Annotated in this window: 24 protein-coding genes; 10 read left to right on the top strand and 14 right to left on the bottom strand. The window is 68.8% G+C overall.

The window, feature by feature from the left end:
• Window positions 1-32: 32 nt before the first annotated feature.
• From AB0M45_RS16510 to cofD, 10 genes are all read right to left on the bottom strand, one after another.
• Window positions 33-680: a dTMP kinase gene (locus AB0M45_RS16510; protein ID WP_364328949.1), complete on the bottom strand. Its 648-nt coding sequence runs from the start codon at window positions 678-680 to the stop codon at window positions 33-35.
• Between the two features lie 127 nt (window positions 681-807).
• On the bottom strand, window positions 808-2292 hold the full coding sequence (ahcY, locus tag AB0M45_RS16505) for an adenosylhomocysteinase (protein WP_364328946.1): 1485 nt from the start codon (window positions 2290-2292) through the stop codon (window positions 808-810).
• 150 nt (window positions 2293-2442) lie between these two features.
• The gene (locus AB0M45_RS16500) at window positions 2443-3579 is read right to left on the bottom strand and encodes an alkane 1-monooxygenase (protein WP_364328943.1); all 1137 of its coding nucleotides are present in this window, start codon (window positions 3577-3579) and stop codon (window positions 2443-2445) included.
• A gap of 203 nt (window positions 3580-3782) precedes the next feature.
• Complete coding sequence (locus AB0M45_RS16495) at window positions 3783-4403, bottom strand: TetR family transcriptional regulator (RefSeq protein ID WP_364328940.1); 621 nt, start codon at window positions 4401-4403, stop codon at window positions 3783-3785.
• A gap of 40 nt (window positions 4404-4443) precedes the next feature.
• Window positions 4444-4626, bottom strand: a complete 183-nt coding sequence (locus AB0M45_RS16490) for a rubredoxin (RefSeq protein ID WP_195130597.1) — start codon at window positions 4624-4626, stop codon at window positions 4444-4446.
• Entirely contained in the window at window positions 4623-4796 is a 174-nt protein-coding gene (locus AB0M45_RS16485; RefSeq protein ID WP_040781852.1) for a rubredoxin, read from the bottom strand. Before AB0M45_RS16485 ends, AB0M45_RS16490 begins: the two co-directional genes overlap by 4 nt.
• Window positions 4797-4872: 76 nt before the next feature.
• Entirely contained in the window at window positions 4873-6126 is a 1254-nt protein-coding gene (locus tag AB0M45_RS16480) for an alkane 1-monooxygenase (protein WP_364328935.1), read from the bottom strand.
• A 182-nt stretch (window positions 6127-6308) separates the two neighbouring features.
• Window positions 6309-6827, bottom strand: coding sequence for an NUDIX domain-containing protein (locus AB0M45_RS16475; RefSeq protein ID WP_364328932.1), 519 nt, complete (start codon window positions 6825-6827; stop codon window positions 6309-6311).
• Window positions 6828-6867: 40 nt separating this feature from the next.
• Entirely contained in the window at window positions 6868-8217 is a 1350-nt protein-coding gene (locus tag AB0M45_RS16470) for a coenzyme F420-0:L-glutamate ligase (RefSeq protein ID WP_364328929.1), read from the bottom strand.
• Window positions 8214-9212 carry a 2-phospho-L-lactate transferase gene (cofD, locus tag AB0M45_RS16465; RefSeq protein WP_364328926.1) on the bottom strand — a complete coding sequence of 333 codons (999 nt, stop codon included), beginning with the start codon at window positions 9210-9212 and terminating at the stop codon, window positions 8214-8216. The genes AB0M45_RS16470 and cofD overlap by 4 nt, the downstream gene beginning before the upstream one ends.
• A gap of 488 nt (window positions 9213-9700) precedes the next feature.
• Here cofD and AB0M45_RS16460 point away from each other — a divergent pair, with 488 nt between their 5' ends.
• The 7 genes from AB0M45_RS16460 (at window position 9701) to AB0M45_RS16430 (ending at window position 16232) form a co-directional block, all read left to right on the top strand.
• Complete coding sequence (locus AB0M45_RS16460) at window positions 9701-9934, top strand: WhiB family transcriptional regulator (RefSeq protein WP_029901515.1); 234 nt, start codon at window positions 9701-9703, stop codon at window positions 9932-9934.
• Window positions 9935-10059: 125 nt separating this feature from the next.
• Window positions 10060-10539, top strand: a complete 480-nt coding sequence (locus AB0M45_RS16455; RefSeq protein WP_169333889.1) for a metallopeptidase family protein — start codon at window positions 10060-10062, stop codon at window positions 10537-10539.
• A 303-nt stretch (window positions 10540-10842) separates the two neighbouring features.
• A complete protein-coding gene (locus AB0M45_RS16450) occupies window positions 10843-11232 on the top strand; it encodes a DUF3499 domain-containing protein (RefSeq protein ID WP_195130603.1) in 390 nt (129 codons plus the stop codon).
• A 52-nt stretch (window positions 11233-11284) separates the two neighbouring features.
• Window positions 11285-12661: a phosphomannomutase/phosphoglucomutase gene (locus AB0M45_RS16445; protein ID WP_364328921.1), complete on the top strand. Its 1377-nt coding sequence runs from the start codon at window positions 11285-11287 to the stop codon at window positions 12659-12661.
• A 118-nt stretch (window positions 12662-12779) separates the two neighbouring features.
• A complete protein-coding gene (locus AB0M45_RS16440; RefSeq protein WP_364328918.1) occupies window positions 12780-13979 on the top strand; it encodes a tobH protein in 1200 nt (399 codons plus the stop codon).
• Window positions 13979-15199: a mannose-6-phosphate isomerase, class I gene (manA, locus tag AB0M45_RS16435; RefSeq protein WP_364328916.1), complete on the top strand. Its 1221-nt coding sequence runs from the start codon at window positions 13979-13981 to the stop codon at window positions 15197-15199. Before AB0M45_RS16440 ends, manA begins: the two co-directional genes overlap by 1 nt.
• A gap of 106 nt (window positions 15200-15305) precedes the next feature.
• Entirely contained in the window at window positions 15306-16232 is a 927-nt protein-coding gene (locus AB0M45_RS16430; RefSeq protein WP_364328913.1) for a cation diffusion facilitator family transporter, read from the top strand.
• Window positions 16233-16430: 198 nt separating this feature from the next.
• Here the strand turns inward: AB0M45_RS16430 and AB0M45_RS16425 are convergent, their stop codons facing one another.
• Window positions 16431-17900, bottom strand: a complete 1470-nt coding sequence (locus tag AB0M45_RS16425) for an NAD(P)/FAD-dependent oxidoreductase (protein ID WP_364328910.1) — start codon at window positions 17898-17900, stop codon at window positions 16431-16433.
• Window positions 17901-17909: 9 nt separating this feature from the next.
• On the bottom strand, window positions 17910-18476 hold the full coding sequence (locus AB0M45_RS16420; protein ID WP_364328907.1) for a TetR-like C-terminal domain-containing protein: 567 nt from the start codon (window positions 18474-18476) through the stop codon (window positions 17910-17912).
• 80 nt (window positions 18477-18556) lie between these two features.
• Here AB0M45_RS16420 and AB0M45_RS16415 point away from each other — a divergent pair, with 80 nt between their 5' ends.
• Window positions 18557-18772, top strand: a complete 216-nt coding sequence (locus AB0M45_RS16415) for a DUF4287 domain-containing protein (RefSeq protein WP_364328904.1) — start codon at window positions 18557-18559, stop codon at window positions 18770-18772.
• A 58-nt stretch (window positions 18773-18830) separates the two neighbouring features.
• Here AB0M45_RS16415 and AB0M45_RS16410 read toward each other — a convergent pair whose 3' ends face one another.
• Window positions 18831-20195 (bottom strand): cation:dicarboxylase symporter family transporter, encoded by a 1365-nt coding sequence (locus tag AB0M45_RS16410; protein ID WP_364328901.1) that lies wholly within the window; start codon window positions 20193-20195, stop codon window positions 18831-18833.
• 185 nt (window positions 20196-20380) lie between these two features.
• Here AB0M45_RS16410 and AB0M45_RS16405 point away from each other — a divergent pair, with 185 nt between their 5' ends.
• Both AB0M45_RS16405 and AB0M45_RS16400 read left to right on the top strand, forming a co-directional pair.
• The gene (locus AB0M45_RS16405) at window positions 20381-21895 is read left to right on the top strand and encodes a sensor histidine kinase (RefSeq protein ID WP_364329033.1); all 1515 of its coding nucleotides are present in this window, start codon (window positions 20381-20383) and stop codon (window positions 21893-21895) included.
• Window positions 21892-22593 carry a response regulator gene (locus AB0M45_RS16400; RefSeq protein WP_364328898.1) on the top strand — a complete coding sequence of 234 codons (702 nt, stop codon included), beginning with the start codon at window positions 21892-21894 and terminating at the stop codon, window positions 22591-22593. The genes AB0M45_RS16405 and AB0M45_RS16400 overlap by 4 nt, the downstream gene beginning before the upstream one ends.
• Here AB0M45_RS16400 and AB0M45_RS16395 read toward each other — a convergent pair whose 3' ends face one another.
• The gene (locus AB0M45_RS16395) at window positions 22594-23901 is read right to left on the bottom strand and encodes a cytochrome P450 (protein WP_364328895.1); all 1308 of its coding nucleotides are present in this window, start codon (window positions 23899-23901) and stop codon (window positions 22594-22596) included.
• Window positions 23902-23931 lie beyond the last annotated feature (30 nt).

Below are 23931 nucleotides of genomic sequence, written 5' to 3'. Positions count from 1 at the left end.
AACACTGGTGCGAACCCGTGGCAGAGCCAACCTTATCGACCAACGATTTCGGTGATCCGCGCGGCCAGCGTAGCGGGGTCGTCCTCGGATCGATATGTCCACCATGGCCCGTGCCAGGCCCGTTCGGCGAGCTCACGGTACACCGCACCGGTCCGGTGCTGCAGACCGCCGTCTCGCTCGTAGGCGTCGAGCGCGCGCTCGGCGTCGAGTTCGCCTCGCCTGCGGGCACGCTCGACGGCCAGTTCGGTCGGCACGTCCAGCAACACGTGCAGCGCGGGCACGGGCAGGGCGAATCTGCCGAACTCCAATTCGCCCACCCACTGCACGATTTCGCCGTCGGCCGACTGGCCGAGCCGGGCGGCGGAATAGGCGGCGCTGGAGGCGACGTAGCGGTCCAAGAGCACAACGTCGTTGTCGGCCAACAGCTTCGACAGCTCGTCGTGGGCGCCCGCGCGGTCCAGCGCGAACAGCAGCGCCATGCCGCTGACCGAGTCGGCCAGGTCGCCGTGCGCGCCGCGCAGCGCCTCGGCGGCCAGGTCGGCGTGCACCGAGACGCGGTAGCGCGGGAAGGCCATCGTGGCGACGCGTAGCCCGCGACCGCGCAGATCGGCGACGACCCGCTCGATCAGCGTCCGCTTGCCCGCGCCGTCGATGCCTTCGACGGCAATCAGCACTCCCATAGCCAGGCAGGGTACCCCGCCGCCCGCTCGCCGCCGGCACCGACTGACCAGCGCGGATGCCGAGCCGGGTGCGCCGGGGAGCGCGGTCCCGCCGACCGGAAGGCCGACGGGACCCGATGGGGTGCGCTCAGTAGCGGTAGTGGTCCGGCTTGAACGGGCCCTCCACGTCCACGCCGATGTACTCGGCCTGGTCCTTGGTGAGCTTGGTCAGCTCGCCGCCGAGCGCCTCGACGTGGATGCGAGCGACCTTCTCGTCCAAGTGCTTCGGCAGGCGGTAGACCTCGTTGTCGTACTCGTCGGGCTTGGTCCACAGCTCGATCTGCGCGATCACCTGGTTGGAGAAGCTGTTCGACATCACGAACGACGGATGCCCGGTCGCGTTGCCGAGGTTCAGCAGACGCCCTTCCGACAGCACCAGGATCGAGCGGCCGGTCTCCTTGAACGTCCACAGGTCGACCTGCGGCTTGATGGTCAGTTTCGTTGCGCCGGAACGCTCCAGCCCGGCCATGTCGATCTCGTTGTCGAAGTGACCGATGTTGCCCAGGATGGCCTGGTCCTTCATCGCCTTCATGTGGTCGAGGGTGATGATGTCCTTGTTGCCGGTGGCGGTGATGACGATGTCGGCCTCGCCGATCGCATTCTCCACGGTCACCACGTCGTAGCCGTCCATCAGCGCCTGCAGCGCGTTGATCGGGTCTATCTCGGTCACCTGCACCCGGGCGCCTTGTCCGGCAAGCGATTCCGCGCAGCCCTTGCCGACATCGCCGTAGCCGCAGATCAATACCTTCTTGCCGCCGATGAGCACGTCGGTGCCGCGGTTGATGCCGTCGATCAGCGAGTGGCGGGTGCCGTACTTGTTGTCGAACTTGCTCTTGGTGACCGAGTCGTTGACGTTGATCGCCGGGAACACCAGCTCGCCCGCCGCCGCAAACTGGTAGAGCCGCAGCACGCCGGTGGTGGTCTCCTCGGTGACGCCGCGGACCGATTCGGCGATCCTGCTCCACTTGCCGCGGTCGGTCTCGAACCGCTCGCGCAGCAGGTTCAGGAACACTTTGTACTCGGCCGAGTGGTCGGCGTCCTCCGGCGGCACCACGCCCGCCTTCTCGAACTGCGCGCCGCGCAACACGAGCATGGTGGCGTCGCCGCCGTCGTCGAGGATCATGTTGGCCGGCTCGTCCGGCCAGGTGAGCATCTGCTCGGCGGCCCACCAGTACTCCTCCAGGGTCTCGCCCTTCCAGGCGAAGACCGGAGTGCCCTTGGGCTCGTCGACGGTGCCGTGCGGGCCGACGACCACAGCGGCCGCCGCGTGGTCCTGGGTGGAGAAGATGTTGCACGAGGCCCAGCGCACCTGCGCGCCCAGCGCCGTGAGGGTCTCGATCAGCACCGCGGTCTGCACCGTCATGTGCAGCGAGCCGGAGATGCGCGCGCCCTGTAGCGGCCGCACCTCGGCGTACTCACGGCGCAGCGCCATCAGACCGGGCATCTCGTGTTCGGCGAGACGGATCTCCTTGCGGCCGAATTCGGCCAGCGACAGATCCGCCACCTTGTAATCGATGCCGCCTCGGACATCGGCGGTCAACGACGTGCGTGCGGGAAGTTCTGAGGTGGTCATCAGCCTCTCCTGGTTCGGCAAGTACCGAGGCAAGGCTAGTCGCTCGCGACCGGGCGCGGACCACGCGGCTGTCTCTCCTGCGCTCGGCCCGGCGCGGTCCGCCGACGGACCGCGCCGTTACGCGGCTGCCTCAGCCTTCGGCTCGGCGCGCTACGCGACCACCCCGCGAGCGGCCAGAATCCGGCGCCGCTTGCGCGGTTGGATGTTCGCCAGGGTGACGTCGCCGCCGTAGTGGGCCAGGACGCGCTCGTCCATCACCCACCGCCACAGCGGCGGGATGGCGGCGAACACGATCATGGTGGCGTATCCGGCCGGCAGTTGCGGAGCGTGCTGCGAGCTGCGCAGCGTCTGGTAGCGGCGGCCCGGGTTGGCGTGGTGATCGCTGTGGCGCTGCAAGTGGAACAGGAAGATATTGGTGACCAGGTGGTCGCTGTTCCAGCTGTCCCGCGGCGAGCAGCGGGCGTACATGCCGTTCGGGCGGCGGGCCCGCAGCAGGCCGTAGTGCTCAACGTAGTTCACCGTCTCCAGCAGCCCGATGCCGATCACCGCCTGCAGCGCGAGCCAGGGCAACACTTGGTAGCCGAACACCGCGACCAGGGTGCCGAACAGCACCACCGTCATCGACCACGCCTGCAGGATGTGGTTGCCGACGCTCCACCAGCCCTTGCCCTTGCGGGCGAGACGCTCGCGTTCCAGGGCGATCGCCGAACGGAAGCTCCCGGAGACGCTGCGCGGCAAGAACTCCCACAGTGACTCCCCCAGCCTGGCGCTGGCCGGATCCTCCGGGGTCGCCACGCGCACGTGGTGGCCGCGGTTGTGCTCGACGAAGAAGTGCCCGTACCCGGACTGGGCAAGGGCGAGCTTGGCCAGCCAGCGCTCCAGGTGCTCGACCCGGTGGCCGAGCTCGTGCGCGGCGTTGATGCCGATGCCGCTGACGAAACCAAGGGTGGCGGCCAAGCCGAACTTGTCGACCACGCTCAGCTCGTCACCGGCCCACATGTAGCTCGCGATCGCCAGCCCGGTCAGCTGCACCGGCAGCATCAGATAGGTGCACCACCGGTAGTACCTATCGTTGGACAGCAGCTCGTAGTCCTCATCCTTCGGGTTGCTGCCGTCCTCCCCGATTGTCCAGTCCAGCACCGGAATCACGATCAGCACGATGATCGGGCCGATCCACCAGAACACCTCCACACCGGTGTGGAGCACGAGCTGCGACGGCAGCAAGGCCGAGGATGGTGCCAGCAAGCCGAGAACCCACAGATGGCGTTTGGGATCGGGCGATCCCACCGGATTGCCAACCGTTTGCACTTTTGCCCCACTCAAGAAGACATGAAACTCCGACGACCCGACCCGCCTCAGAATAATGGCAGACTTTCCGTTTGTTACACACCGGTTGGCGGTGAAACGTGTCAGCGATTACAAGCCGTGCAGTCGGTTTTCAAGTCGCCGCACAGATGCTGACGCGTCGCGAGCCGGTTGCCGGCGCCCGCTCAGCGCTGTACCCGCGCCGCGATGATGGCCTCCACGTAGGGACTCAGCAGCGCGCTCAGCTCCGCGGGCGCATCTCGCCCCGGAGCGGGCGGAGTGGGGATATAGCTGAGGGCGATCCGCGCCAGCGCGTGGGCGATCACGTCCGCTTCGGCGGCCGTGACCGCCACCCAGCTGTGCTGGAAGGCGCGCGACAGCCGCTCGGTCGCATGCTCGAGCAACGGCCCGGCATCGAGCGTGATCAGCCGCAGCAGATCCAGCTTCACCTCGCCCGCGACCAGCGACTGGACCAAGGGATCGGCGGCGGCGTCGACGAAGAAGTTGGCCACGCCATCGCGGAACGCGGCGCGGACGTCACCGACGTTGCCGTTGATCGCCGCGTCCACGTGATCGACCAAGTCGTCGGCCAGGCGCAGGGCGTAGGCCTCGGTGAGGCCGGACCGCGAGCCGAACTCGTTGTAGAGCGTCTGCCTGCTCACGCCCGCCCTGGCCGCGACGTCACCGAGGGTGATCTTGGACCAGTCCCGCTCGGTGAGCAGCTCGCGCATCGCGTCCAGGACCGACGTCCGCAGCAGTTCCCGCGCGGCCTCCTGGTAGGGAATCCTGGTTCCGTTGCGCGGCATACCCGCGACACTGTCACGGGGAACTGCCGCAGTCAAAATCTCACGACCGCTCGATTTCGACCATGAAGAAGTCCGCCTTGGCGGCACCACAGTCCGGACAGGTCCAGTCGTCGGGAATGTCGTCCCAGCGGGTACCCGGCGCGATGCCGTCCTCCGGCCAGCCCTTGGCCTCGTCGTATTCGAAGCCGCACTGGATGCATTGGTACAGCTTGTAGTCACTCATTTGCTCGCCCCTATCGGCTCGAAGTCGATCTTTTCCCGCACGCCGCAGTCCGGGCAGCACCAGTCGTCCGGCACCGTCTCCCACCGGGTGCCCGGCGGAAATCCCTCGTGCGGCGCTCCTTTCGCCTCGTCGAAGACGTAGTCGCAGACGGGACAGCGGTACGAACTCATGCCTGCGCCTCGCTGCCGCTCGGATCCGGCATGACTTCGGCCGAAGCTGTGTCGATGGCTCGCTCGCTGCGCTCGCTCACTGGGCGCCACCCCTGGCGACTTCGTCTCGGACGCCGTAGCGCGCGAGCACCTTGTCCCGCTTGCCCGGATCGATGTTGGCGCGGGTGATGTCGCCGTCGTAGTGCGCGAGGACGCGCTTGTCCATGACCCGGCGCCACAGCGGGGGGAAGTAGGCCAACAGGATCATGCTGGCGTAACCGCTCGGCAGGTTCGGCGCGCCGTCCCAGCTGCGCAGCGTCTGGTAACGCCGGGTCGGGTAGGCGTGGTGATCGCTGTGCCGCTGCAGGTGGTACAGGAAGATGTTGGTGACGATGTGGTCGCTGTTCCAGCTGTGCACCGGGGCGGGCCGTTCGTACCGTCCGCTCGCTGTGCGCTGGCGCACCAGGCCGTAGTGCTCCAGGTAGTTCACCGCCTCCAGCAGACTGAAGCCGACCACGGCCTGCAGGATCAGGTACGGCAGCAACTCGATGCCGAACACCGCGAGCAACGCCGCGTACAGCACGGCCGACATCAGCCAGGCGCTGAGCACCTCGTTGCGCAGGCTCCACGGCTTCGCGCCGAGCCGCTCCAGACGCACCTTCTCCAGATGCCAGGACGATTTCAGGCTGCCCCACACGGTGCGCGGCCAGAAGGCCCAGAATGTCTCGCCCACCCGGGAACTGGCCGGATCCTCCGGTGTCGCGACGCGGACGTGATGGCCGCGGTTGTGCTCGATGTAGAAATGCCCGTAGAACGACTGGGCCAGCGCGATCCGGGAGAGCCAGCGTTCCAGGTCCACCTTCTTGTGGCCGAGTTCGTGCGCGGTGTTGATGCCGATGCCGCCGATCATGCCGACGGTGATGGCCAGGCCGATCTTGTCCACCACCTGCAATCCACCGTCGATGCCGAGCCAGCTCACGTCGTTCGCGGTGATCAGGTAGGCGCCCATGAGCAGCGTGGCGTACTGGAACGGCAGGTACAGGTAGGTGAGGTAGCGGTAGTACTTGTCGTTTTCCAGGTACTCCATCACCTCGTCAGGCGGATTGGCGCCATCCGGACCGAAGAAGACGTCGGCGATCGGAATCAGCACGTAGACCAGGACCGGCCCGAGCCAGAACGGCACGTGCGCGAGGCGATGCCAGCCGAGTTCGTTCAACGCCCAGATGAGCGGAAGCCCGATGGTGAACAGGCCCGTAGGGGCGAACAGCCCCCACAGCCACAAATAGCGCTTGCGGTCGCGCCAAGCCGGTACCTCGACCGGCCGCACGGCCCTGTCGGCGTTCGTCGACATCGTTGTCTCCATTCCCAAGGACACGCCACATGTGACGTGCATAACCTCCCAAATTGGACGATAGACGGCTATTTGTCGTCTGTCTAGACAAATCGGGCAATTTGTAAACCGAGGATTTGGCGCGGGAACGGCAGAGCCCCGGGCGGATTGGGCATCCGACCGGGGCTCGAGCGCGGGGCGTGTCAGCGCAGCAGAACGTCGGCGTCCGCGGGCAACGCGTCCACCGGCCACCAGCGCAGATCGGTGGATTCGTGGCTGCGCACCGGGACCGCGCCCGCGGGAGCGGTGATACGGAACAGCAGGTCGAGGTGCCGGGTGGGCACACCCAGCGAGCAAGTGATCGGATGCGCCTGGGCGCCGTACAGACCCGGATCCAGCCACAGCCCCGCGATGCCCGACTCCTCGGTCGCTTCGCGCAGCGCGGCCGAGGCGACGGTGTCGTCGCGCTCCTCGCAGTGGCCGCCGAGCTGGATCCAACGGCCGACGCGCGGATGCAGGGTGAGCAGCACCTCGCGACCGTCCGCGGAGAAGACCACCGCAGAGGCGGTGATGTGGCCCGGCGCGTGCTCGCGCAGGCAGCCGCGCGGAGCCGATCCGAGGAACGCCAGCATCGCCTCGCGCAGCGACCGATCGGAATCGGCCGCCGGACGCCAGGATTCGAGCAGCGCGGTCGCCGAGGCATGCAGGGATTCCGCGCTCACCGGCGGCGCCCCGGTTGGCCGGACTCGTCCCTGAGCACCGTCACAGCTCGACCAGCCCGGAACCGGCGCCGACCACCGGCCGCGGGGTCAGCTCTTCGAGCGGATGGCCGATGGCGATCGCGCCCAGCGGACTCCAGTCCTCGGCCGAGCCCAGGACATCGCGGGTGACTTCCGGCGCGAAGATGGTCGAACCGATCCAGCAGCTACCGATACCCTCGGCGGCCAAGGCGACCAGCAACCCCTGCACCGCCGCGCCCACCGCGACGGTGAACATGGTGTGTTCGTACTCACGGCGCAGTAAGTCTTGATAGTCGTGCGCCCCGTCCGGCACGCAGAACGGGATGATCACCTCGGGAGCGTCGAACAGGATGCGGCCTCGGGCGACCCGGCGCTCGATCCGCTCCGGCGTGAGTCCGTCGGCGGCCAGATCCGCGCGCCACTTCTCCGCCATCGCCTCCAGCAGCTGGGTACGCAGTCCCGGCTTGCGCAGCCAGACGAATCGCACCGGACGGGTGTGATGCGGGGCGGGCGCGGTCAGCGCGACCGACACCGCCGCCCGAATGCGTTCCGGATCGACCGGAGCGTCGGCGAACTGACGAATCGAGCGACGCAGCAGGATGGCCTCTCGACGCCCGCGCTCGATCGCCTCGGCGGTGCCGAGCCAGAACAGGTCCTCGGTACCGCCGCGCAGCAGATCAGCGGCGCTGGATCCGTCGTCGACGACCGGCAGCCCGCGCACCACCGCGACCGGAACACCGCCGAGCTTGCCCTTGACCAGGTCCGCAGCGGCGGCCAGCTCATCGGCCACAGCCACCTGGGTGACGGCCAGCTCGTTGCCCTGACCGTCCACCGCGCCCGCGTAGTCGTGTAGTACCCGAACCCCCGCCGCGCCGATGGCCGCGTCGGTCTGCCCATTGCGCCACGCACGGCCCATGGTGTCGGTGACGACCACCGCGACCGTCACGCCCAGCCGCTCGGCCAGCGCAGCGCGCAGCGCCTTGGCGCTGGCGTCCGGATCGGTGGGAAGCAGCACCAGCTCGCCCTGTTCGACGTTCGAGCCGTCGACACCGGAAGCCGCCTGCACGATGCCGAGCTTGTTCTCGGTGATCAGCGTGCGGCCCTTGCGGGCCAGCACCCGCACCGCCTCCTGGTCGATGAGCCTGCGCCGGGCCGCATCGCGTTCCTCGGGGTCGAGCGGCGCGTCCACGATGCGCCCTTCGACCTTCGCCACGATCTTGCTGGTCACCACGAGCACGTCGCCGTCGGCCAGCCACGGCGCACAGCGCGCGATGTGGTCGGCGAGGTCGTCACCCGGCCGGAATTCCGGCAGCCCGGTGATGGGCAGAATGCGCAGCTCTCCGGCCGCGTGATCGGTCGATGTGGTCGTCACGGCTTCACTCCGGCGAGATCCAGCGCCTGACGCACCATTTCGGCGGTGGTCGGCGGGTCGGTCATCAACAAGGGCACGCTGCGCACCTCCACACCGGGCACGTCGGCGGTGTCGGTGCTGTGGATCAGCCAGCCGTCCAGGATTCCGGTGGCCGAACGCGCGCCGTAGTAGCGGCCGATCGCCTCGGCCGTGGTCTGGACCCCGATCACCGACAGGCACTCGTCGGCCATGCCGCGCAACGGCTTGCCGTCGATGACGCCGGAGACGCCGATCACTTTGGCCGCGGTGGTGCGCAGCGCGCCGCGGATACCGGGCACCGCCAAGATGGCGCCGATGCTCACGACAGGGTTCGACGGTGCGAGCAAGACCACATCAGCGGATTCTATGATTTCGATCACATTTGGCGCCGGGTGGGCTTCCTCGGCGCCAATTGTGGCGAATCCATGGGTCTCGATGTTCGCGCGGTAGCGAACCCACCACTCCTGGAAATGGATCGCGCGTCGTTCGCCAGGGTTGTCCGGATCGGTCACAACGACATGCGTTTCGCATCGATCGTCGGTTGCCGGGATCAGTTTCACGCCCGGCTGCCACCGGTTGCACAGCGCTTCGGTGACCGCGGAGAGCGAGTATCCGGCGCGCAGCATTTCGGTGCGGATCAGATGCGTGGCGATATCGCGGTCGCCCAAGCCGAACCAGTCCGGCTGCGCGTGATATTTCGCGAGTTCCTCTTTGGCGTGCCAGGTCTCGCCGACCCGGCCCCAGCCCCGCTCGGTATCAATGCCGCCGCCCAGGGTATACATGCAGGTGTCGAGGTCGGGACAGATCCGGAGGCCGTGCATCCAGACGTCGTCGCCGACGTTCACGATCGCGGCGACGTCGGCTTCCGGCAGCAGCTCCCGGACGCCCTGAAGGAAACGCGCGCCGCCGACGCCGCCGACCAGCACGGCGATCCGGGGTCCGTTCGCGGGCGTGGGGCCCGCTTGTTGTCCAGTCACATCCGCACAGCCTATGCGGTGGCGTGGCAACCCCCATTCGGGGCAAATTTGCTGTTTATTTGCTATTGCACGGTGCAAGATCAGTTCGGAATGCGGCTGCGGATAGTAACGGAATAGCGACGGCGGCTTGACCATCGACGCGTCCGGCGTGTCTAATCACAGTCATGTCATTCCGGGTTCGCGCGAGAGTTCAAGGCGCGAGCGGCATTTCGAACAGGTGTTCGCATCGGTATGACAGGCTCGGGGACGTCCGCGGGACAACGTCGCGGGGTATGGCCGTCGGTGCGCGTGTTGGTCCGACGGAAAGAATCATTCTGCGCTAACACACAGTGAGGAGGCGGAGCGTGGCCAACGAGATGGTCTCGCCGACCGATTCCACAGCAGGCGCAGCACGTGGCGTCTGCGCAGACAACGGCTGGAAGGACGGAGAGGGGGGTGACGGAGTCGCGGCGCCCCGGCTCAGCCTGGTCGTGACCGGCTTCGACGAGATGTTCGAATCCATCGAAGAGCAATGGCAGGAGCGCGCGCTGTGCGCGCAGACCGATCCGGAGGCGTTCTTCCCCGAGAAGGGCGGCTCCACCCGTGAGGCCAAACGGATCTGCATGGGCTGTGAAGTACGCGACGAGTGCCTGGAGTACGCACTCGCGCACGATGAGCGCTTCGGCATCTGGGGCGGTCTCTCCGAGCGGGAGCGCCGCCGCCTCAAGCGCGGCATCGGCTGACAGACGTACGCGGCGCCCGGAGTCGCGGCCCCCACCAGGGCGGCTCCGGGCACAGCGACACGACCGAAGAAGATCTCGCCGCCTCAATGCGGACCGCCGCAGCCGGCTGGCCTAGATTTTGTGTCATGGCACGTTCCCGTAAGCGTCGACCGCCGACCGCCCGGTCGGTGACCCGCCGCGGCCGCGGGGTGCGCGGGCCGATGCTGCCACCCACGGTGCCGGCGTGGCGGACTCGCGGCCAGAAGTTCGACCGGCTGGTGCTGGAGGCGTTCGCCCCGTTGGACAGCCGCTGGCACGACCGGCTCACCAAGCTGGACATCGCCGTCGACGACGTTCCGAAAATCCGTCCGCTGCACCCGGATTCGGTCACCTGGCCGGACGAGGTGGTGGCCGACGGACCGGTGCCGCTGTCCCGCCTCATCCCGGCCGGCGTCGACCGGCACGGCGCGGCGACCCGGGCGCGGGTGGTGCTGTTCCGCAAGCCGCTCGAGCTGCGCGCCAGCGATCCCGACGACTTGGTGGACCTGCTGCGTGAAGTGCTGGTCCAGCAGGTCGCGACCTACCTCGGCGTCGACCCGGACGTGATCGATCCGGAAGCCGAGTGATTCGCACCCATCCACCCGGCGACGGCCCCCGAATGCCGTTGCGGAGTAGGCGTTACCTCCGCCTTCGCTCCGGCCGTGCGCGGGCTGCGGACGGACTACGTCCGACAGCGCCCCGTCATGTGCCCGCACGTGTACACCGGCCAACTACCGGGTACCCCGTGAACCCCCGCTCCGCGACACACCGGCGGCCTCGTCCTGCGCGACCGCGGAATGCCGTGCTGCCCTCGTTCTGCTGAAAGCAGACCGAGATTCTTCAAGCGTGTCTGTCCCCATCGATGCGGCAGGGGGGTTACTCTCATCGGCGTGATTCCCATGCGTCGTTGCTGCCGTCCCGGCTGCAAGAATCCGGCCGTCGCGACGCTCACCTATGTGTACTCGGATTCGACGGCAGTGGTCGGGCCGCTCGCGACGGTCGCCGAACCACACTCCTGGGATCTCTGCGAAACGCACGGCTCCCGAATCACCGCTCCGAAGGGCTGGGAACTGGTCCGCCACGAAGGCGGATTCTCCTCCAGCACACCGGATGACGACGATCTGACCGCGCTCGCGGAGGCGGTGCGCGAGGCCGGCCTACGCCGTCGCCCGCCGGAACACGAGCAGCGCGGCTACCGCGACTACACACCTCCGCCACCGCGCACCACACGCACCGGCCGTCGCGGCCATCTCCGGGTGCTTCCCGACCCGCCGTCCTGATCCGGCCAGGAGGGTGTCGGACCGGCCCGGCGCAACCACTAGGGTGTTGGGCATGACAGTCGCCCGCTCTGCCGAATTCGTGAACGCGGTGATCAAGGCTTACGACGTTCGCGGTGTGGTCGGTGATCAGATCGACGCGGAATTCGTCAGGGACGTCGGCGCGTCGTTCGCCAGGTTGATGCGCGCGGAGGGCGCGAGCCGGATCGTCATCGGACACGACATGCGGGACTCTTCCCCCGCGCTCTCGGCCGCCTTCGCCGATGGCGCGCTCGGCCAGGGACTCGACGTGGTGCACATCGGCCTCGCCTCGACCGACCAGCTGTACTTCGCCTCCGGCCACCTGGATTGCCCGGGCGCCATGTTCACCGCCAGCCACAACCCGGCCCGCTACAACGGCATCAAGCTGTGCCGCGCCAAGGCTCTCCCGGTCGGCCAGGACACCGGCCTGGCCACCATCAAGAACGAGCTGATCGAGGGCGTGCCCGATTACCCGGGCGAACGCGGCACCGCGACGGAACTGGATCTGCTCACCGACTACGCGGCCTTCCTACGCGGCCTGGTCGATCTCGGCGGCATCCGCCCGCTCACCGTCGCCGTGGACGCGGGCAACGGTATGGGCGGCCACACCGTGCCCGCGGTGCTCGGCGCGCTGCCGCAGGTGACCATCGTCCCGCTGTATTTCGAGCTGGACGGCAGCTTCCCGAACCACGAAGCCAACCCGCTCGACCCGGCGAACCTGGTGGACCTGCAGAAGCTGGTCCGCGGTTCGGGCGCGGACATCGGCCTGGCCTTCGACGGCGACGCCGACCGCTGCTTCGTGGTCGACGAGAACGGCGACCCGGTGTCGCCGTCGGCGATCACCGCGCTGGTCGCCGAGCGCGAGCTGGCCAAGGAGCCGGGCGCGGTGATCATCCACAATCTGATCACCTCGCGCGCGGTGCCGGAGCTGGTGCACGAGCTGGGCGGGACGCCGGTGCGCACCCGGGTGGGCCACTCGTTCATCAAGCAGGAAATGGCCACCACCGGAGCCGTGTTCGGCGGCGAGCACTCCGCGCACTACTACTTCCGCGACTTCTGGGGCGCCGACTCCGGGATGCTCGCGGCGCTGCACGTGCTGGGCGCGCTCGGCGAGAAGGACCGGCCGGTGTCGGGACTGATGTCGTCGTACGCGACCTATGCGGCTTCCGGCGAGATCAACTCCACGGTGTCCGACGCGGCGGCTCGGACGATAGCCGTGGTGGATGCTTTCGCGGACCGGGCGCACTCGGTGGACCGGCTGGACGGGGTCACCGTGCAACTGGCCGACAACGCCTGGTTCAACCTGCGCGCGTCGAATACCGAGCCGTTGCTCCGGCTGAACGTCGAGGCCCGATCGGCGGAGGAAGTAGACGCACTCGTAACCGAGATCCTGAGCATCGTGCGCTCCTGACTGGAATAGTGGAATCACAGGCCTTGGATTCGCCCGACTCGGTCTCGGTATGGCAGCCCGACCGGGTGGGCGCGGGGGCGGAAACGACACAGCGCGATGAGGGGAGGTGGGACGCCCGATGATCGCTGGAACACCGGTGCTCGACCTCGACGATGCCGCTTCGCTCGAGGCAGCCGATGCCGGCGGCGCCCTGCGCTCGGCCGCCTCGGGCGGCGCCCAGGTGCGCGCCACCGCGGCGGCCGTTGGTGAGGACGCGCTGGCCCGCCTGGCCGATCTGCGACCACGCAGCGTGGTACTGGTCTCCGGTTCCGGGCGCGCCGCGCGGGCCGCGGGCCTGCTCGTCGCCGCGCTCGGCGACCGTGCCGGCCTCCCCGTCGTGCCCGCCGCTGCCCTACCGCCGTGGGTGGGGCCACTGGATGTCGTGCTGGTCGCCGGCGACGACGCGGGCGACCCGCGGCTGATCGACGCTGTCGATCGGGCGTTGCGCCGCGGCGCCGAAGTGGTCGTCGCCGCGCCGCACGAAGGGCCGCTGCGTGCCGCGGCAGCCGGTCGCGCCGCCCTGCTGGAGCCGAGAGTGCAGGTGCTCGGGCACAACCGCCTGCTGCGCTTCCTGGCCGCCGGAATCGCGGTGCTGCGCGCGGTCGACCCGGCGCGCGCCGGCGTGGCCGTCCCTGAGCTCGCCGAGCTGGCCGACGTGCTGGACGCGGAGGCGCTGCGCGACGGTCCGCACAACGAGGTCTTCCACAATCCCGCCAAGACGTTGGCCGCGCGCATGCAGCAGCGCGGCATCGTGCTGGCAGGCGATTCACCGGCCGCCGCCGAATTGGCCGAGCACGGCGCCGAGGTGCTGCTGCAGTCCGCGGGCAAGGTGGCCACCGCGGTGGACCTGGCCGAGGCCGTGGCGGCGAAGGCCAGGATGAACGAGGCCGCGGGCGAATCCGCGCCCGATTTCGATCCGCTGTTTCACGACGAGGAACTCGACGGACCCGCTCCGATCGAGCGCATCCGGGTGTTCGTGCTCAGTGCCGATCGCGATCGTGCCGCCGCGCGCCGCCGCATCGCGGTGTTCGGCGGCGAGTCGAATCTGGTGGACGCCGACCTGGTGAACGCCGACGTCGACCTGCTGCATACCGATATGACCGACCCCACCGCGCCCGGGCCGACCCGCGCCGAGGAGTCCGCGCCAGGACAAGGCACCGAACTCGAACAGCTCGCCGTGCTAGCGCTGCGGCTGGAAATGGCCGCCGCCTACCTGCGGCTGATCGGCTCCCGCGCCATCGCGGCCGACAGCCAGGGGCAGTTCGGGGGAAGCTACTAGTGCACGAACTCGTTGGTGCGCTCCGTTCGTATGCCTGGGGATCGCGCACCGCGCTCGCTCAGCTGTGCGGCAGGCCGGTGCCGTCCGCCCATCCGGAGGCGGAACTGTGGTTCGGCGCCCACCCCGCCGACCCCGCGTATGTGCGGCTCGGCGACCGAAACACCTCGCTGCTGGAGCTGGTCGCCGCCGACCCGGATCGGGAATTGGGCGCCGCCGCCGCGGAATTCGGCGGCAAGCTGCCGTTCCTGCTGAAGGTCCTGGCGGCCGAGGAGCCGCTGTCCTTGCAGGCGCATCCGAGCATGGCGCAGGCCAAGGCCGGGTTCGACCGGGAGAACCGGGCCAAGGTGCCCTTGGATTCGCCGCTGCGCAACTACCGCGACGAGAACCACAAGCCCGAGTTGGTCGTCGCGCTGGATCGCTTCGAGGCGCTGGCCGGGTTCCGTGACCCGCACCGCACGGTGGCGCTACTCCGCGCGCTGGCCGTGGACGCGTTGCGCTCCTACACCGATCTGCTTGCCGCGCAACAGGATTCGGCTGGGCTGCGCACCTTGTTCACCACCTGGATCACGCTGCCGCAGCACGTGCTCGCCACGCTGCTGCCCGCGGTGCTTGACGGCTGCGTGCGGTATCTGTCCGGCAAGGGCACGCGCGAGTTCACCGCCGAGGCGCGCACCACGCTCGAACTCGCCGAGGCCTACCCCGGCGACGCGGGTGTACTCGCTTCGCTGCTGCTGAACCGGGTCACCCTGCAGCCGGGCCAGGGGTTGTTCATGGCGGCCGGGAACCTGCACGCCTACCTGCGCGGGCTCGGCGTGGAGATCATGGCCAACTCCGACAACGTGCTGCGCGGCGGTCTCACCCCGAAGCACGTCGACGTGCCGGAGCTGTTGCGAGTGCTGGACTTCGAACCGATCAGCCTGCCCGTGGTGCTGCCGGAGCCGGCGGGCGACGGGTCGGTGCGCTATCGCACGCCCGCGCCGGAATTCGCGCTGCGGCGCTTCGACCTCGTCGCGGGCTCGGCGCGGGTACCGCTCACCGCGGCGGGACCGGGCATCGTGCTGTGCACCGCCGGAACGGTTCGCCTGTGGCAGAACGACTCCTCACTCGAACTCACCCGCGGCGGCGCGGCCTGGATTTCCGCCACCGACACCGACATTCGGGCCCAGGCGGTGGATGGCGACGTCCAGCTGTTCTGCGCGTGCGTCGGCGCGACCGCATGACCTGTCCGGGAGGGCATGCGGCCGTGCGGGGCTGGAGACGGACTACGTCCGACCGCGCCCGTTAGGCTGTTCGCGGATAGCTCGAAGACAGAGAGGACATGCTGCCATGTCGGCTGGCGGTGGCAAGAAGGCGATCGTCGCGGCGTTGACCGCGAACGCGGGTATCGCCGCGGCGAAGTTCGTCGGTGCGGCGATCACCGGCTCGGGCTCGATGCTCGCCGAGGCCGTGCACTCCGTGGCCGATACCGGCAATCAGGGATTGTTGCTGCTCGGGCAGCGCCGCGCCGCGAAGGAAGCAACGGAGCTGCACCCGTTCGGATACGCGCGCAACCGCTACTTCTATTCGTTCATCGTGGCGCTGGTGCTGTTCACCCTCGGCTCCGGATACGCCATCTACGAGGGCGTCCACAAGATCCAGCATCCGGAGGAGCTGAGTTCGCCGATCGTGGCGATCGTGATCCTGCTGATCGCGATCGGGCTGGAGATCTACAGCTTCACGACCGCGGTGCGCGAATCCAAGCCGCTCAAGGGCGACGCGAGCTGGTGGCGGTTCATCCGCAATTCGCGCAGCCCGGAGCTTCCGGTGGTGCTGCTGGAGGACACCGGCGCGCTGGTCGGCCTGCTGCTCGCGTTGGGAGGCGTCGGATTGACCATGCTCACCGGCGACCCGGTGTGGGACGGTCTCGGCACCCTGGCCATCGGCGCGCTGCTCGGTGTCATCGCCATCGTGCTGATCGTGGAGATGCAGAGCCTGCTGATCGGCGAGGGCGCCACGCCCGATGAGAACCGGCTGATCCACGCGAACCTGGTCGATGACACCCGCATCGATCGCGTGATCCACCTCAAGACTCAGTACCTCGGCCCGGAGGAGCTGCTCGTGGCGGCGAAGGTCGGCGTGGTTCCCGGCCTGGACGTCGGCACTATCGCGACCGCGATCGATGACGCCGAGTCGCGCGTCCGCGCGGCGGTACCGGCCGCGCGCGTCATCTATCTCGAACCCGACCTCTACCGCACCGAACCTGCCAAGGGCTAGGTCCCGCTGGTTCCGCGCACAGCATGACGTTGGGCGCGGAACCGGCTTGATCTGCGCGGAACTCGGCGGAGCCGGGGTCGCAAGGTGCGCAGGAGGTCGAGGGATCGGTACGGACAGCGAAACGATCGCGCGAGGCATGGCGTGCCGCCTACAGATCCTGCACGGTGCGGCGTGGAAACGGCGTGATCTGTGCGGTTCTCAGCGAACCTGAGTGGCGGGGGTGCGCAGGAGGTCGAGGGGGTCGGTGTGGATGGCGAAGCGGTCGCGGAGGGCGTGGCGTGCGGCATGCAGGCCGTTCATGCCGTGCACGCCCGGCCCGGGCGGGGTGGCGGAGGAGCACAGGTAGACGCCGGGAATGGATGTGGCGTAAGGATTCCAGCGCGGGGATGGGCGGAATGCGAACTGGCGCAGGGTCATCGCGCCCGCGGAGATGTCGCCGCCGATGTAGTTGGCGTTGTGGGCGGGCATTTCGGCCGCGGTGCGCACGTTCGCGGCCACGATCAGGTCGCGGAAACCCGGTGCGAAGCGCTCGACCTGGGCGATCACGTCCTCGCTGACGTCGCGGGTGGAACCGTTCGGCACGTGGGCGTAGGTGTAGAAGGTGTGGCCGCCCGCGGGGGCGCGGGTGGGGTCGACCACGCCGGGCTGGATGGACAGCACGTAGGGGCGTACGGCATGTCGCCCCATGGCGACGGCATGCTCGGCCGCCATGGCTTCGGCGCGGGTGCCGATCACGTGCACTGTTCCGGCCAGCGCACAGCCCTCGGCCTGCCACGGCACCGGACCGGAAAGTGCGAAGTCGACCTTGCAGGCCGCGCCGCCGTAGCGGAAACGCCGCAGTCGCTTCGCATAGCGGGCGGGCAACCGATGCTCCGCGATGCGCAGCAGTTCGGCCGGGGCGATGTCGAGCAGGATCGCGCGGGCGTCGGCGAACTCGTCCAGCGAGTCGACCCGATGCCCGGTGTGCACTCGGCCGCCGAGACGTTCGAGCTCGGCGATCAGCGCGTCGGGTATCGCCTGGCTGCCGCCGCGCGGAAGAACCCAGCCCCCGGCATGGGCCAGAGTGGCCAGCATCAGCCCGGCCCCGGCGGCCGTGATCGCGCGCGGCGGGATGATGGCGTGGGTGGCGACGCCCGTCAACAGGGCGGGCGCGACCGCTTCGCGGAACCGGATGTCCCACAGCGGGGATCCCTGCTCGAACGTGCGCAGGCCGAAACGGATCGCGGTCGCGAGCCCGGATGGCACGCGGCGCAGATCCGACATCGCGACATCGACCACGTCCGGCCAGTGCCGCACCAGCGGCGCGAGCAACCTGCGCCAGGCCGCGCCGTCGCGACCGAGGCCATCCACGGTCCGCTCCAGATCCCGCCAAGCCAGCCCGGCCACGCCGCCGTCGAGCGGATGCGCGTAGGACACCTCCGGGGCGAGCAGCTCGACACCGTGCGCGGCCAGATCGAACGCGCGGAACACCGGTGACGCCAACGCCATCGGATGCGCCCCGGCGCACACGTCGTGCCGGTAGCCGGGCAGCGTCAGCTCCGCGGTCCGTGATCCGCCACCCGGCGTCGCCTCTGCCTCGTAGACCTCCACGGCCAGCCCCGCCCTGGCCATGATCACCGCGGCGGCGAGCCCGTTCGGCCCGGAGCCGACCACCACCACATCAGCCATACCCCCACGCTACCGGCCGACGATCATCGGGAAGGGTCGCCGATGGCGGCAAGCCATTCCGTGATAAGCAGGGTGAGGCGTTGGTCCCGCTGCTCGGGGCGGATGCGGCCGCCGCGTTCGAGCGTCACCGTGCAGGGTGCTCCAGGCGACCTCGGTGCGGGTGCCGAGCTCGGGATCGTCGACCAGGAGCCGGAACGTGGCTTCCAGCTCGGCGAAGGCCTCGCGCAGCAGCACGGGTGCTTCGAGTCCGAAGCTGAGGTCGGTCGTCAGCAGGAACATCGCGTCGTAGAGCGCCGGGTTGGCGGCGGCGAATTCCAGATACGCCCGTGCGACACGGCGCAGTCGGTCGACATCGTCGGTCGCCGCGGCGTGCGCCTGCCGCACCACCGCGGTGAATTCGGCGAATCCCTGTTCCGCGACAGCGGAGACAATCGCCGACTTGCCCTGACCGCCGCGCTGGTCGCACTCACCGGTGCGCTGCTGATCCGCGAGCACGGCCGGCGCGACCGTCACGCGATCGGCACGGCCGCGACGGCGTGACACGTCGCCACCACCGGCCGCCGCATCCGCCCTCATCCCAGCGGAATCCGGGCGATGAGTTGCCGGAGCTCGCCCCGTCATAACCATCGAACGCACGACGAGCAAGGAGATCGACCATGGCGACCAAGCCGCACGGCCCCGCGTCCTACTTCCCCTCCATCGAGGCCAAGTACGGCCGGACCATCGACGAGTGGAAGGCCGCCATGCGCGCCACCGGCCTGACCTCGCACAAGGAACTCGTCGAGTGGCTGAAGACCGAGCACGGCTTCGGGCACGGCCACGCCGGCGCGATCACCCAGCACCACCTCCACCCGGAGAAGTGGGCGGCCTGACCCGGACGCCACGAAGGGCCCGCAGATCTTGCGGGCCCTTCGTCGTTCACCGTGCGGTTTACGCCTTGACCAGATCCGTGGCCTCGGCCTCCTGGGTGAGCGGTGCGCCGGGCGTCCCGTGGTCGTCGTCGACCATGGTTCGCTCGTCGAACGGCAGCTTGCGGTCGAGCACCTCGCGTACCCGGTCCACGTCGACGGTCTTGGTCCAGGTACCGATCAGCACCGTGGCGGCCGCGTTACCGGAGAAGTTGGTCAGCGCCCGCGCCTCGGACATGAAGCGGTCGATGCCGACGATCACGCCGACGCCGTCGAGAAGCTCGGGCCGGTGGCTCTGCAATCCGCCCGCCAGCGTGGCCAGGCCCGCGCCGGTGACGCCCGCCGCGCCCTTGGACGCGACGATCATGAACAACAGCAAGCCGACCTGCTCGCCGATGGACAGCGGCTTGCCCATCGCCTCGGCGATGAACAGCGACGCCATCGTCAGATAGATGGCGGTGCCGTCGAGGTTGAACGAATACCCGGTCGGCACGACGACACCTACTGTGGTGCGCTCGACACCGAGGTGATCCATCTTCGCGATCAAACGCGGCAGCGCCGATTCCGAGGACGAGGTCGCGACGATCAGCAGGTACTCCCGCGCGAGGTAGCGAACCAGCTTGAAGATCGACACCCGCGAGACGGCCCACAGCAGCACGCCCAGCACACCGAAGACGAAGACCAGGCAGGTCAGGTAGAACGCGATCATCAGCGTGCCCAGCTTCACCACCGCGTCCAGGCCGGTCTTGCCGACCACGTTCGCGATCGCGCCGAACGCGCCGACCGGGGCCAGCCACAGGATCATCACCAGGATCCGGAACACCAGTTTCTGCAGCAGCGCCACCCCTCGCACGATGGGCTCGCCCGCGGTGCCCATGGCCTGCACCGCGAAACCGACCAGCAGCGCGACGAACAGCGCCTGCAGGACGTTGCCCGCGGTGAGCGAGGACAGCAGCGTGGAAGGGACGATGTTCTGGATGAAGTCCCAGGTGCCGCCCGCGCTGTGCGCCTTGTCGGCCAGATCGTGACCGGCTTTGGTCGACTTGGCGATGCTCAGCCCGGTGCCCGGTTGCAGCAGGTTGCCGACGACCAGGCCGATCCCCAGCGCGATGGTCGACATGACCAGGAAGTAGCCGAGGGCAAGGCCGCCGACCTTGCCGACCGTGGTCGCCGCGCGCACCGAGCCGATCCCGAGCACGATGGTGCAGAAGATGACCGGAGCGATCATCATCTTGATGAGATTGACGAAGATGGTGCCCAGCGGCGCGAACGACTGCGCGACGCCGGGCGCCAGCCAGCCGACCAGTACGCCCGCGACCACCGCCACGATGACGGCCAGGTACAGCCAATGGGTGCGGTCGTGCCGCGTTCGAGTCGAGTCGCTCATGGCGAGGGTTTCCCTTCGAGAGGTACCGAAGTGAGGTGGCTCACGCCCCCCAGGCAGAATGATGGTCGGCCGGGTAACTCCGGTCACGGTTTGGTGCATTACTTTCAGTGGAGGAAGAGCTTGTGAGACTCAGGCGGCTCTCCCTCGCCGGTCAGGCCTTCGTCTTCCAGTTGGTCGTGCTAGCGATGATGGTCGTGATCGCGGCGGTGCTCGCGGTGCTGGACGCCAGGCGCGACAGCGACGTCATCACCACCCGCGAGGTCACCGACGTCGCGGTGACCGTGGCGGATTCGCCCTTCACCATCGAAGCCGTCCGCGCCCCAGATCCGGCGGCGCTGCTGCAGCCGGTGAGCGAGGAGATCCGCCGCGAGACCGGCATGGACTTCATCGTGATCATGGCGCCGGATCGAACCCGCTACACGCACACCAACCCCGCGATGATCGGACTGCCGTTCAGCGGCAATATCGATCGCGCGCTGGCGGGCGAGACGTTCACCGAGACCTACACCGGCAGCCTCGGTCCCTCGATCCGGGCGGTCACCCCGGTCTACGACGACGGCAGGATCGTCGCTCTGGTCGCCGTCGGGGTGACCCGCGCGAAGATCGGCGACCAGGTCGCCACCCAGTTTCCGGTGATCCTCGGCGTTGCGGGCGCGGGGTTGCTGATCGCGGCGATGGGATCGTTCCTGCTGAGCCGCCGGCTACGGCGGCAGACCCACGGCCTGGCGCCCGACGAACTGCGCGTGATGTACGAGCACCATGACGCCGTGCTGCACTCGGTCCGCGAAGGGCTGATGGTGTTCGGCCCGTCCGGCGAGAACGCCGAGGTGGTCAACGACGAGGCGCGCCGCCTGCTCGACCTGCCCGCGGGCGCGGTGCGGCGCAGCGACCTCCCGCTGTCGCTACAGCGGATGAGTTCGGGCACCGTGCGCGACGAGATGCACGTGACCACCGATCGGATCCTGCTGGTCAACCAGGACACCGTGGAGTGGGAGGGTCGTCAGATCGGCACGGTGATGACGATTCGCGACCACACCGAATTGCAGGCGGTGATGGGCGAACTCGATTCCGTGCGCAGCTTCGCGGAGTCACTGCAGGCGCAGGCGCACGAAAGCGCGAACCGGCTGCACACGGTGGTCACCATGGTCGAACTCGGCCGCCACCAGGAGGCCGTCGAGTTCGCCACCTCGGAACTGCAGATGTCCCAGGCGCTGATCGACCGGCTGTTCGCGGCGGTCGGTGCGCCCGCGCTCGCCGCGCTGCTGCTCGGCAAGGTGAATCAGGCGGCCGAACGCGGCATCGAGCTGACCATCACCGACGACACCGCCCTCGGCTCGGTGGACCCGCTGTCGCCGCACGAAACCGTTACGTTGGTCGGCAATCTCGTCGACAACGCGATCGACGCCGCGGCCGACAGCCCATCCGGCTGGGTGGAGGTGACGCTGCGGCATCAGGATGTGGACGGAGCAGCCGACGGCGCGTCGATGCTGGTCGTGCGGGTCGCCGACAGCGGGCCCGGGATGTCGGCGGAGATGTTCGCGCGCGCGTCGCAACGTGGCTATTCGACCAAAGCGGCCCATCACGGGCTCGGTCTCGCACTGGTCCACCGGCTGGTGGCCCGCCACGGCGGAACCATCCGCACCCAACGGGATCCCGAAAGCGCGGTGACCGTGACGATTCCACGAAAGGAAGCAGGATGATCCGAGTGCTGATCGTCGAGGACGAGCCGCTGATCGCCGAAGCGCATCGCGCCTACGTGGAGCGCATCGCCGGATTCACGCCCGTCGGCGTCGCCCATACCGGACGCGAGGCGATGCGTGCGGCGGCCGACGCGGCGGCCGAGGGCACTCCGATCGACTTGGTGCTGATGGACATCGGGCTGCCGGACGCGAGCGGCTTGGACGTCGCCGCCGCACTGACCGGGCTTGCGCCGCGCCCGGACGTCATCGCGATCACCTCCGCGCGCGACCTCGCCATGGTGCGCTCCGCCGTGTCGCACGGGGTCGTGCTCTATCTGCTGAAGCCGTTCACCTTCGCCGCGTTCCGCGACAAGCTGGACCGCTACCGCGAGTTCCGCACCGCGCTGCCCGCCGGCGAGAGCGCCATCTCGCAGCACGACATCGACCGGGCGCTGAGCGCGTTGCGCACTCCCGACCAGCGCGCCGCCACTCCCAAGGGCGTCGCGCCGCAGACCCTCGACGAGATCTCCCGCGCGGTGCGCTCCGCCGAGAGCGAGGGCGTCACGGCCGCGGACACCGCGACCGCGATCGGGGTCTCCCGCATCACCGCGTGGCGTTACCTGGAGAAACTGGCCGACGACGGCTTGGTGGTCCGGCGCTCGGACTACGGCAGAGCAGGTCGTCCGAAGACCCGCTACGTCTGGAAGAGCGCCGGCTGATCACACCGCCGACGGTTCCGGCGCGGACGCACGGCGGCCGAGCTGGACCGGCATCCGCTCATAGCCGTGCAGGGTGAACAGCTCGCGCCGCTTCGGCGCACCATCCAGGCGTAAATCGGGGAACCGCTCGAACAGCGCCTGCAGCGCGTAGACGCCCTCCATCCTGGCCAGGCTGGCGCCGAGGCAGACATGCACACCGCTACTGAAGGACAGGTGATCCTTCGCGTTCTCGCGCCCGACGTCGAACCGTCCGGGATCCGCGAAGACCGCAGGGTCGCGGTTGGCGCCCGCCAGCGACAGCACCACCGTGTCGCCCGCGCGCACCAGGACGCCGTCGAGCTCCACGTCGGTCAACGCGGTCCGCGCGGTGGTGTGCACCGGCGAGTCGAAGCGCAAGATCTCCTCGACGGCATTGGGCCACAGCTCCGGCTCGGCACGCAGCCGTTCCAGCTGGCCGGGATGGGCCAGCAGCTGTGCGACGCCGTTGCCGATCAGGTTGACCGTCGTCTCGAAACCGGCCCCCATGAGCAGGCTCGCGGTGGCTTTGAGCGCGAAGGAGTCCAGCTCGCCCGCGGTGACCAGGCTGCTGAGGATGTCCTCGCCCGGCTCGCGGCGCAGCCGTTCGATGTGCCGGTCGAGGTAGTCGTTCATCACCTCCATGGCCCGCAGGGCCTTGCGGTACGCGCGCCATGGGATGCCGATGTCCAGCAACGGCGTCATCTGATCGCCCCAGTCGAGGAACCTCGCCTTGTCCTCGTCGGGGAAGCCGAGCATCTCGGAGATGATCGCGATCGGCACCTGCGAGGCGTAGGACTCGATCAGGTCGGCCGAGCCGCCCGCGGGCAGCGCGTTCAGCAGTTCCTCGGTGACCGTCTCGACGCGGTCGCGCAACCTGCGGATGGCGCGCGGGGTGAACGCCGAAGCGACCGGCTTGCGCATCTGCGTGTGCTCCGGCGGATCGATCACCAGCATCGACGGCGGTTCGACCGGGTTGGGCGGCAGCGGAAAGCGCTCGGCGAGCTTCTGCAGCGGTCTGGGGATGTTGAAGCTTTCCGTCGTGCGCACCCCGAAGCGGGGATCGCGCAGGATGGAACGGCACAGCTCGTGGTCGAAGATCGCCCACGCGATCGAGGTCCGCAGCAGCCTGCCTTGCCCGCGCAACTGCTCGATCAGCGGATAGGGGTCGGCGCTGCCGGCGGGCCCGGCCATCAGTTCGGCGAACGGATCACCCTGGCGGGCCTGTAGACGCAGGGCGAGGCGAGGCGCGCCCTGCACCGACAACCAGCGGAACCAATACTGCGGCTTCATAGTTCAACCCCGTCGTTGTGCGATGACTCC

This window comes from Nocardia sp. NPDC051787 (assembly GCF_040681325.1).
Taxonomy (GTDB): Bacteria; Actinomycetota; Actinomycetes; order Mycobacteriales; family Mycobacteriaceae; genus Nocardia.
Note: the sequence above shows the minus strand (reverse complement) of the source record. Positions and strands in the feature narration are given on the sequence as shown.

Bases quoted from the DNA above. Each gene is read 5' to 3' on its own strand.
- AB0M45_RS16490 (WP_195130597.1), bottom strand. From the start codon at position 4,626: ATGAGTGACTACAAGCTGTACCAATGCATCCAGTGCGGCTTCGAATAC.
- AB0M45_RS16410 (WP_364328901.1), bottom strand. From the start codon at position 20,195: ATGAGCGACTCGACTCGAACGCGGCACGACCGCACCCATTGGCTGTAC.
- AB0M45_RS16495 (WP_364328940.1), bottom strand. From the start codon at position 4,403: ATGCCGCGCAACGGAACCAGGATTCCCTACCAGGAGGCCGCGCGGGAA.
- AB0M45_RS16510 (WP_364328949.1), bottom strand. From the start codon at position 680: ATGGGAGTGCTGATTGCCGTCGAAGGCATCGACGGCGCGGGCAAGCGG.
- AB0M45_RS16445 (WP_364328921.1), top strand. From the start codon at position 11,285: ATGACAGTCGCCCGCTCTGCCGAATTCGTGAACGCGGTGATCAAGGCT.
- AB0M45_RS16430 (WP_364328913.1), top strand. From the start codon at position 15,306: ATGTCGGCTGGCGGTGGCAAGAAGGCGATCGTCGCGGCGTTGACCGCG.
- AB0M45_RS16405 (WP_364329033.1), top strand. From the start codon at position 20,381: ATGATGGTCGTGATCGCGGCGGTGCTCGCGGTGCTGGACGCCAGGCGC.
- AB0M45_RS16485 (WP_040781852.1), bottom strand. From the start codon at position 4,796: ATGAGTTCGTACCGCTGTCCCGTCTGCGACTACGTCTTCGACGAGGCG.
- ahcY (WP_364328946.1), bottom strand. From the start codon at position 2,292: ATGACCACCTCAGAACTTCCCGCACGCACGTCGTTGACCGCCGATGTC.
- AB0M45_RS16400 (WP_364328898.1), top strand. From the start codon at position 21,892: ATGATCCGAGTGCTGATCGTCGAGGACGAGCCGCTGATCGCCGAAGCG.
- AB0M45_RS16440 (WP_364328918.1), top strand. From the start codon at position 12,780: ATGATCGCTGGAACACCGGTGCTCGACCTCGACGATGCCGCTTCGCTC.
- AB0M45_RS16460 (WP_029901515.1), top strand. From the start codon at position 9,701: ATGTTCGAATCCATCGAAGAGCAATGGCAGGAGCGCGCGCTGTGCGCG.
- AB0M45_RS16415 (WP_364328904.1), top strand. From the start codon at position 18,557: ATGGCGACCAAGCCGCACGGCCCCGCGTCCTACTTCCCCTCCATCGAG.
- AB0M45_RS16425 (WP_364328910.1), bottom strand. From the start codon at position 17,900: ATGGCTGATGTGGTGGTGGTCGGCTCCGGGCCGAACGGGCTCGCCGCC.
- AB0M45_RS16420 (WP_364328907.1), bottom strand. From the start codon at position 18,476: ATGAGGGCGGATGCGGCGGCCGGTGGTGGCGACGTGTCACGCCGTCGC.
- AB0M45_RS16480 (WP_364328935.1), bottom strand. From the start codon at position 6,126: ATGTCGACGAACGCCGACAGGGCCGTGCGGCCGGTCGAGGTACCGGCT.
- AB0M45_RS16455 (WP_169333889.1), top strand. From the start codon at position 10,060: ATGGCACGTTCCCGTAAGCGTCGACCGCCGACCGCCCGGTCGGTGACC.
- AB0M45_RS16395 (WP_364328895.1), bottom strand. From the start codon at position 23,901: ATGAAGCCGCAGTATTGGTTCCGCTGGTTGTCGGTGCAGGGCGCGCCT.